Source organism: Streptomyces colwelliae (assembly GCF_048158785.1).
In the GTDB taxonomy this organism is placed as follows: Bacteria; Actinomycetota; Actinomycetes; order Streptomycetales; family Streptomycetaceae; genus Streptomyces.
The window spans coordinates 1-9130 of sequence record NZ_JBLTJC010000400.1; the positions used below are offsets into that span (position 1 = coordinate 1).

Annotated in this window: 4 protein-coding genes; 2 read left to right on the top strand and 2 right to left on the bottom strand. The window is 72.4% G+C overall.

Features of this window, described 5'->3' with window-relative positions; translation table 11 throughout:
* The coding region (locus ACNFOC_RS45415; RefSeq protein WP_416964861.1) for an ABC transporter ATP-binding protein at positions 1–1757 on the top strand (1757 nt) is incomplete at its 5' end.
* 51 nt (positions 1758–1808) lie between these two features.
* On the top strand, positions 1809–2885 hold the full coding sequence (locus tag ACNFOC_RS45420) for an iron-siderophore ABC transporter substrate-binding protein (protein WP_416964862.1): 1077 nt from the start codon (positions 1809–1811) through the stop codon (positions 2883–2885).
* 62 nt (positions 2886–2947) lie between these two features.
* Here the strand turns inward: ACNFOC_RS45420 and ACNFOC_RS45425 are convergent, their stop codons facing one another.
* Both ACNFOC_RS45425 and ACNFOC_RS45430 read right to left on the bottom strand, forming a co-directional pair.
* Positions 2948–3151, bottom strand: coding sequence for an MbtH family protein (locus ACNFOC_RS45425; RefSeq protein ID WP_416964863.1), 204 nt, complete (start codon positions 3149–3151; stop codon positions 2948–2950).
* Between the two features lie 73 nt (positions 3152–3224).
* A partial coding sequence (locus tag ACNFOC_RS45430; protein ID WP_416964864.1) for a non-ribosomal peptide synthetase occupies positions 3225–9130 on the bottom strand: 5906 nt, incomplete at its 5' end.

The following is a 9130-nucleotide window of genomic DNA, read 5'->3' on the forward strand; positions in this document are numbered from 1 at the left end:
CCCCCGCCCGCACCCGCGCCGCCGTGCGTGAACTGCTGCGCCCGCAGCGGGGGTTGGCCGCCGCCGGGTTCGGGCTGATGGTGCTCGCCACGGCCGTCGGGCTGCTCACCCAGCCGCTGCTGGGCCATATCGTCGACATCGTCACCGAGCACCGCTCCCCCGACGCGCTCACCTTCCCCGTGGTCGCGCTCGCCGGAGTCGCCCTGGTCCAGGGCGTGACCACCGCACTCGGCATGTCCCTGGTGTCGCGGCTCGGTGAGACCGCGCTCGCGCGGCTGCGTGAACTGTTCGTCGAGCGGGCCCTGTCGCTCCCCCTCGACCGGGTGGAGAAGGCCGGGTCCGGCGACCTCAACGCCCGTGTCACGCGCGACGTTTCACGAGTCGCCGACGCCGTGCGCGGGGCGCTGCCCGAGCTGGCGCGGTCCGCGCTGTCGATCCTGCTGACGCTGGGCGCGCTCGCCCTGCTGGACTGGCGGTTCCTGCTGGCGGCCCTGATCGCGGTGCCGGTGCAGGCGCACACCGCACGCTGGTACGTGCGCAACGCCGTTCCCCTGTACGCCAAGGAGCGCATCGCGACCGGGACACAGCAGCAGCAGTTGCTGGACACCATCGGCGGGGCGCGGACGGTACGGGCGTACCGGCTCCAGAAGGGCCACACCCGGCGGGTCACCGAACGTTCGCGCTCGGCGGTCGAACTGACCATGAGCGGCGTGCAGTTGATGCTCCGCTTCTACAGTCGGCTGCACATCGCCGAGTACGTGGGGCTGTCCGCCGTCCTGGCCACCGGGTACCTGCTGGTGCGCGACGGTTCCGCCTCGGTCGGCACGGCCACCGCCGCCGCGCTGTACTTCCACACTCTCTTCGGTCCGGTCAACACCGCGCTGGTGCTGCTGGACGACGCCCAGTCGGCGACGGCCGGACTGGCACGGCTCGTCGGTGTGGTGGACGAGCCCGCGCCCGTGACCGCCGACCGCGCGGACGACCGTACGACCGCTGCCGGGCCGCCGTCCGTGACGCTGACCGGTGTCTCCCACGCGTATGTGCCGGGCCGACCGGTGCTGCACGACGTCGACCTGGAGATACGGCCCAAGGAGCGCGTCGCGCTGGTCGGTACGACCGGTGCGGGCAAGACGACCCTGGCGAAGCTGGTCGCGGGGCTGCACCGCCCGCAGTCGGGCCGGATCGACGTCGGCGGCGCCGAGCCGGACGAGGCCGGTCACCTGGTCGGGCTCGTCACGCAGGAGGTGCACGTCTTCGCCGGGCCGCTCGCCGAGGATCTGCGGCTGGCCCGCCCGGACGCGCACACCGAGGAACTCCGCGAGGCACTCGACACGGTGGGCGCGCTCGGCTGGGTCGAGGCGTTGCCGGAGGGTCTCGACACGGTCGTCGGTGACGGTGGTCATCGGCTGACCGCCGACCGCGCTCAGCAACTCGCCCTCGCCCGGCTCCTGTTGGCGGATCCGCCGGTCGTCGTGCTCGACGAGGCGACAGCGGAGGCGGGCAGTTCGGGTGCCCGGCAGCTCGACGAGGCCGCCGAGCAGGCGCTGCGCGGCCGTACCGCGCTGGTCGTGGCGCACCGGCTGAGTCAGGCCGCCTCCGCGGACAGGGTGATCGTCCTGAGCGACGGCCGGGTCGTGGAGAACGGTACACACGACGAACTCCTCACCGCCCAGGGCCAGTACGCCGCCCTGTGGCACGCCTGGTCCGGCAGCCGTTCCACCGAGGCGGCCCCCGACGCCCATCAAGCCCCCCGCTGAAGACCTGTCACCCCCCGCCGAACCCACCGCGACGAACAGAAGGATCATCCGATGCCCCGCGCCACCAGAGCTTCCCGGCTGTCCGGCCTGCTCGCCTCCGTACTCCTGCTGGCCGTCACGGCGGTCGGCTGCGGTTCCTCCAACTCCGACTCCACGTCGTCCGGTTCGGACACCTCGGGGTCGACGGGGAAGGCCTCCGCGGACGCCTTCCCCGTGACGATCGCCCACAAGTTCGGCAGTACGACGATCAAGTCCGAGCCCAAGCGGATCGTCACCGTCGGCCTCACCGACCAGGACGCCGTCCTCGCCCTGGGCAAGGTCCCCGTCGGCACGACCGAGTGGCTCGGCGGCTACAAGGGCGCCATCGGCCCTTGGGCGCAGGACAAGTTGGGCGGTGCGGCGGCGCCGACCGTCCTCAAGGACACCGGCACCGGTCCGCAGGTGGAGAAGATCGCCGCCCTGAAGCCGGATCTGATCCTCGCCGTGTACTCGGGCCTGACCAAGGCGCAGTACCAGAGCCTGTCGCAGTTCGCGCCGGTCGTCGCCCAGCCCAAGCAGTACAACGACTACGGCGTGCCGTGGCAGCAGCAGACCGAGGAGATCGGCAAGGCGCTCGGCAAGGCCGACGAGGCCAAGACCCTGGTGTCGGGCGTCGAGGCCAAGTTCACGGCGGCCAAGAAGGCCAACCCCGCCTTCGCCGGCGCGACGGGCGTCATGGCCACCCCGTACGAGGGCGTGTTCGTCTACGGCAGCCAGGACCCGCGCTCCCGGCTCCTCTCCGACCTGGGATTCTCGCTCCCGGAGGGCCTCGACAAGGTCATCGGTGACACGTTCGGCGCCAACATCAGCAAGGAGCGCTACGACCTCCTCGACCAGAAGGTCGCCGTGTGGATCGTCCCGGACACCACCACGGCCGTCACCAAGCTGCACAGCGACAAGATCTACGGTGACCTGAACGTGGTGAAGCAGGGCCGCGAGGTCTTCATCAAGGAGACCAGCGACTACGGCAACGCGGTATCCCTGTCAACGGTGTTGAGCATCCCCTACGTCCTCGACCGCCTGGTGCCGCAGCTCGCCGCCGCGGTGGACGGCAAGACGTCGACGAAGGTGGAGCAGCCGGCGTCCTGACCCACGGAACGTGAAAGGGGGGCGGGTCCGAGGTAGTTCGGACCCGCCCCCCTTTCGTGTGCTCAGACCCCGTCGACGAGACTCTTCGGCCTCATGTCCGTCCAGTTGGTCTCGATGTGGTCGAGGCACTCCTGCCGTCCGGCCGGTCCGTACGCGACCGTCCAGCCCGCCGGTACGTCCACGAAGTCGGGCCAAAGGCTGTGCTGGCCCTCGTCGTTGACGAGGACGGAGTAGACGCCTTCGGGGTTCTCGAACGGGTTGCTCATGTCGGGGGTTCCTTGCCTCTCTGATGCGGTCGGGTGGGTAAGTGCGGTTCGGTCAGGGCTCGTTCAGGTTTGTTCAGGGCTTGCTCGGTACGGCCGCTCGTCGTACGACCGCCTCCAGTGCCCGGAACCAGGTGCGGGCCAGGTCCCGTACCTGTTCCTCGGTGAGGAGTTCGGCGGCGTACGCCCAGTGGGCGCTCAACTCCGGGCCCTCGGGGCGGTCTTCGGTGATGGCGTTGAGGGTCAGGGCGTGGGACATAGGCTGGCCGGGGTCGGCGTCGAGGTCGGCGGCGTCGTCCTCGGGGGCGTAGGACCAGTCGGCTGCCTCCGGGCGGTCGAAGCGGCCCATGTAGTTGAACTCGATCTGCGGCTCGCCGAGTTGGGCAAGCCGTGCGCCCGTCCCGGGGTTGAGGTGGCGCAGCAGGCCGTGTCCGATGCCGGCGGTGGGCAGCGCGGTGAGGTGCTCGCGGATCCGGGCCAGGGCCTTGTCCAGCACGGGTCCGCCCGCGAAGGCGTCCGCCAGGTCGGCCTCGCCCGGGTCGAGCCGTACGGGCACGACGCTGGTGAACCAGCCGACCGTGCGGGACAGGTCGGCGTCGCCCGCGAGCCGCTCCTCACGGCCGTGGCCCTCCACGTCCACCAACACCGGTCCGCCGCCCGACTGTTGTTCGGCACCCAGGGTGCGGGTGCGCCAGTCGCCGACCGCGAGTGCGAACGCGGTGAGCAGCACGTCGTTGACCGTGGCGCCGAACGCGGCCGGGGCTCGGCTCAGCAGCGGGCCCGTGACGTCGGCGGGCAGGGACAGGGAGACATAGCGGGTGGTGGCGACCGTGTCGCGGGCCGGGTCGAGCGGGCGGGCCAGCGGGAGTTCGGCGCCCTCGGCGAGGGCGGACGTCCACCACGGCAGCTCGTCCTCGGTGGCGGGGTCGGTGGCACGGGTCCCGAGGAGTCGGGACCAGCGGGCGAACGACAGCTCCACGGGGGCGAGTTCGGGTGTACGGCCGCCCCTGACCGCCGCCCAGGCGGTGGCCAGGTCGGGCAGGAGGACGCGCCAGGAGACGCCGTCGATCACCAAGTGGTGGACGAGGACGAGGAGTCGGCCGGGCTGTCCGGGTCCGGCGTCGAACCACACCGCCCGCACCATCGCCCCGGCGTCCGGGTCGAGCCCGGCCCGGGCTGTCCCGGCGTGGCGGGAGATGGCCGCGCGCAGTTCGTCGTCGTCCGTGCCGCGCACGTCGACGCGGGTGAGCCAGGTGCTGACGTCGGTGTCCCGTGCGGCCGGTACCCGCAGCAACCACTGCGGTTCGCGGACGAGTTGGGCCCGCAGCATGTCGTGCCGGCCGGCGAGTGCCGTGAGCACGGCCAGCAGACCGGGTTCGGTCAGGTCGGCCGGGGTCTGCACCAGGGCCGCCTGGTGGTACGCGGCGATGGGGCCGCCGCGCTCCAGCAGACCGCGCATGATCGGGGTGAGCGGGACGGTGCCGGTGCCGTCGTCGTGGACCGCGTGCCGTTCGTCGGTGCCGAGCGGGACGGCAACGGCCGCCAGGGCGGCGACAGTCCGGTGCTGGAAGACCTGCCGGGGCGTGACGCGCAGACCGCCGGCGCGGGCCCGGGCGACGAGTTGCATGGCGACGATGCTGTCGCCGCCGAAGGTGAAGAAGTCGTCGTCCGTGCCGACCGCCTCGGCGGGCAGCCCGAGGGCGTCCGCGAACAGGTCGCGCAGGGTGCGCTCGGTGTCGTTCTCGGGGGCTCGGCCGCCGCCCTGCGCGGTGAAGTCCGGTGCGGGCAGGGCGGATCGGTCGAGTTTGCCGTTCGACAGCAGCGGCAGCCGGCCGAGGACGACCACGGCGGCCGGGACCATGTAGTCGGGCAGTGCGGAGGCGGCGTGGGCACGGAGTTCGGTCCCGTCCGCCTCGTCGGCGACGGCGTAGGCGATCAACTGCCGGATGCCGGGCCTGTGTTCGCGGGCCACGACGACGGTCTGCGTGACGGCCGGGTGGGTGTCCAACGAGGCCTCGATCTCGGCGAGTTCGATGCGGTAGCCGCGGATCTTGACCTGGTCGTCGGTGCGTCCGGCGAACTCAAGGAGGCCGTCCTCGGTCCAGCGGGCCATGTCGCCGGTGCGGTACATGCGGGTGCCGGGTGCGCCGAACGGGTCGGCGACGAAGCGTTCGGCGGTGAGTTCGGGTTGGCCAAGGTAACCGCGGGCCAGGCCGGGGCCCGAGAGGTACAACTCGCCGGTGACGCCCGGCGGAACCGGGCTCAGGGCGGTGTCGAGGACATAGGCGCGGGACTCGTGGACCGGCCGTCCGACGACCGGGGTGGCGCTGTCGCGGACCCGGCCGACGAGCGCGTCGACGGTGGCCTCGGTGGGGCCGTAGAGGTTGAACGCCTCGGTGTCCGACAGGGCGGCCAGCCGTGTCCACAGCGACTCGGGTACGGCCTCGCCGCCGAAGCCGACCACGGAGAGCGGGCAGTCGCCCTCGTCTCCGATCAGGCCGCTGTCCGCCATCTGCGCGAGCAGTGACGGGGTGACCTCGATGAAGTCGATGCCCCGGTCGCGGATGAACGCGGCGAGGAGTTCGGGGTCGCGGCGGGTCTCGTCGTCGGCGATGTGCAGCGCGTGCCCGTCGAGGAGCCACAACTGCGGCTGCCAGGAGGCGTCGAAGGAGAACGACCAGGCGTGCCCGACGCGCAGGCGACGGAGTCCGGTGCGCCGCCTGGCGACCTCGTGCAGGTCGTGGCGGTGGCTGTGGAAGAGGTTGGCGATGCCTCGCTGGGTGACGACGACGCCCTTGGGGCGGCCGGTGGAGCCGGAGGTGTAGATGACGTAGGCGGGGTGGTCGGGGTCGGGGGCGACGGGTTCGGCCTCCGGCAGTCCGTCGGTCGGGGCGTCAAGTCGCAGGACGGGGACGGTGGTTGTGGGCAGCGTGGCGGCCGTCTCCGCCGTGGCCAGGATCAGCGCGGGGCGGGCGTCGTCGAGCATGCCGGTCAGGCGGGACTCGGGGAGGTCGGGGTCCAGGGGCAGATAGGCGGCGCCCGCCTTCATCACGGCGAGGATCGCGGCGATGTGGTCGGCGGTGCGGGGCAGCGCGAGGGCCACGATCCGCTCGGGTCCGACGCCGTGTCCGGCGAGTACGCGAGCCAACTGGTCGGTGCGCGCGTCGAGTTCGGCGAACGACCACGTCGTACGGCCGTCGGTGACGGCGACCGCGCCGGGGTCTGCGGCGGCCTGCGCGACGAACAACGCCGGTACGGTGCCGAGCCGTTCGGTCTCCGGCACGGGCAACGCGGTGTCGTTCCAGGTCTCCAGGACCGTGTGCCGCGCGGCCGGGTCGAGCAGGTCGAGCCGTCCGACGGGACGGTCCGGCTCGGCCGCCATGCCGGTGAGGAGGGCGGTGAGGGCGTCCGTGATCCGGCGTACGACGGACGGTTGGAAGAGGTCGGGCCTGAACTCGGCGGTGAGTCGCAGCCGTTCGGCGGGCTCGACGGCCCACGCGAACGGGTAGTGGGTGGAGTCCTCGTGGTCCCGGACGGTGACGCGCGGCCCGTCGCCGCCCTCTTCGTCGTCGGCGACCGGGTACGACTCGAACACCACGAGGGTGTCGAAGAGTTCGCCGAGTCCGGCGGCCCGCTGGATGTCGGCGAGGCCGAGGTGCTGGTGGGCGATGAGCCGGGACTGCTCGTCCTGAAGGCGATCGAGGAGTGCGGCCGTGCTCTCCTCCGGGCGGACCCGCACCCGTACCGGAATGGTGTTGATGAACAGGCCGATCATCGACTCGGCACCGGCCAGCTCGGGCGAACGCCCGGCGACGGTGGCGCCGAACACCACGTCGTCCCGGCCCGTGAGCCGCCCGAGCAGCACGCCCCAGGCGGCCTGGACAAGGGTGTTGACGGTGACGCCCTGGCGGCGCGCGAACGCCTCCAGCTCCGCCGTGCGGTGCGGGTCCAACTCCACGGTGTGGGTGGACGGTACGACGGCGGCACGGTCGGGGTCGACGGGCGCGAGTCGGGTGGGCTCGGCCAAGCCGACGAGCGCCTCGGCCCACGCGGCGGTGGAGAGGGCCGGGTCCTGGGCGGCTAGGAGCCGCAGGTGCTCACGGTACGGGGCGGGCGTGGCCGGCGTACGGCCCTCGTAGCGCGCCCACAGTTCGGCGGTGAGCAGGGGCAGCGACCAGCCGTCCAGGAGGAGGTGCTGGTGCGAGAGCACGAGCCGGTGGCGGTCCGGACCGAGCCGGGCCAGCAACAGCCTTAGCAGCGGCGGCCGTTCGGGGTCGAAGCGGCGTCGCTCCTGGACGAGCAGACGCTCCCACTCGTCGGGGTCGTCGGTCAGGTCGAGCTGCCGCCAGGGCAGGACGGCCGTGCGCGGTACGACGGCGACGGGCCGTCCGGAGGACAGGTGCCGGAAGCCGCTGCGCAGGTTCTCGTGCGCGTCGAGGACGGACTGGGCCGCGGTGTGCAACCGGTCGGTGTCCAGGGGGCCTTCGAGGTCGTAGGAGACCTGGACGGTGTACACGTCCGGTCCGTCGTCGCCGGAGTCGAGGGCGGCATGGAAGAGCAGGCCGGCCTGGAGCGGGGAGACGGGCAGGACTTCGGTTCCGGCGGGCAGGGCGGCGAGTTCGGCGCGCTCGTCGTCGGTGAGGTCGAGCAGGACCACCTCGTCGCCGCGGTCGGCGGCGGCCGTGGTGGTGGCGGTCACGGTGGCGAGCCCGGCCGCCGACTTGTGGCGGAACACGTCGCGCGGGCTGAAGGTGAGCCCGGCCGCGCGGGCACGGGCGACCAGCTGCATGGCGACGATGCTGTCGCCGCCGAGCGAGAAGAAGTCGTCCTCGACACCGACGCGTTCGAGTCCGAGCACGTCCGCGACGAGGGCGCAGAGGGTCTCCTCCAGCGGTGTGCGCGGGCGGGTGTCGGTGACCTCGGCGGCGAAGTCGGGGGCGGGCAGGGCACGGCGGTCGAGCTTGCCGTTGGGGGTGAGCGGGAGGGCGTCGAGGGTGACGACGGCCGACGGGACCATGTGGTCGGGCAGCGACCGGGCGGTGTGGGCGCGGAGTTCGCCGGAATCCGCTGTCCCGCCGCTCGGCACGACGTACGCGACGAGGCGTTCGTCCCGGAGGACGACGGTGGCATGCGCGACGCTCTCGTGGGCCGCCAACACGCTCTCGATCTCGCCGAGTTCGATGCGGAACCCGCGCAGTTTGACCTGGTCGTCGGCGCGGCCGAGGTACTCCAGTTCGCCGTCCCGGGTCCAGCGGGCCAGGTCGCCGGTGCGGTACATACGGGCGCCGGGCTCGGTGGCGTACGGGTCGGCGACGAAGCGTTCGGCGGTCAGGGCGGACCGGCCCAGGTAGCCGCGCGCCAACTGGACGCCCGCCAGATACAGTTCGCCGGCCACACCGGGCGGTACGGGACGGAGTCCGGCGTCGAGGACATAGGTGCGGGTGTTCCACACCGGGCGGCCGATCGGCACGGCGGCCGGGTCGGCGGGGACCTCGTGGGCGGTGACGTCGACGGATGCCTCGGTCGGACCGTAGAGGTTGTGCAGGCGGCTGCCCGGGAGGAGCTGGTGGAAGCGGGCGGCCAACGGGGCTGGCAACGTCTCGCCGCTGCACATGACCTGGAGCAGGTCGGTGCAGTGGGCGGCGGCGGGCTCGTCGAGGAAGGCGCGCAGCATCGACGGCACGAAGTGGGCCGTGGTGATGTGCTGACGCCGGATCAGTTCGGCGAGGTAGACCGGGTCCTGGTGGCCTTCGGGGCGGGCCACGACGAGCGTGGCGCCGGTGATGAGCGGCCAGAAAAACTCCCACACCGACACGTCGAACCCGGCCGGGGTCTTCTGGAGGACCCGGTCGTCGGCGTCGAGGCGGTAGGTGTCCTGCATCCACAACAGGCGGTTGGTGATGCCCTGGTGGGGGACGGTGACGCCCTTGGGGCGGCCGGTGGAGCCGGAGGTGTAGATGACGTAGGCGGGGTGGCGGGGGT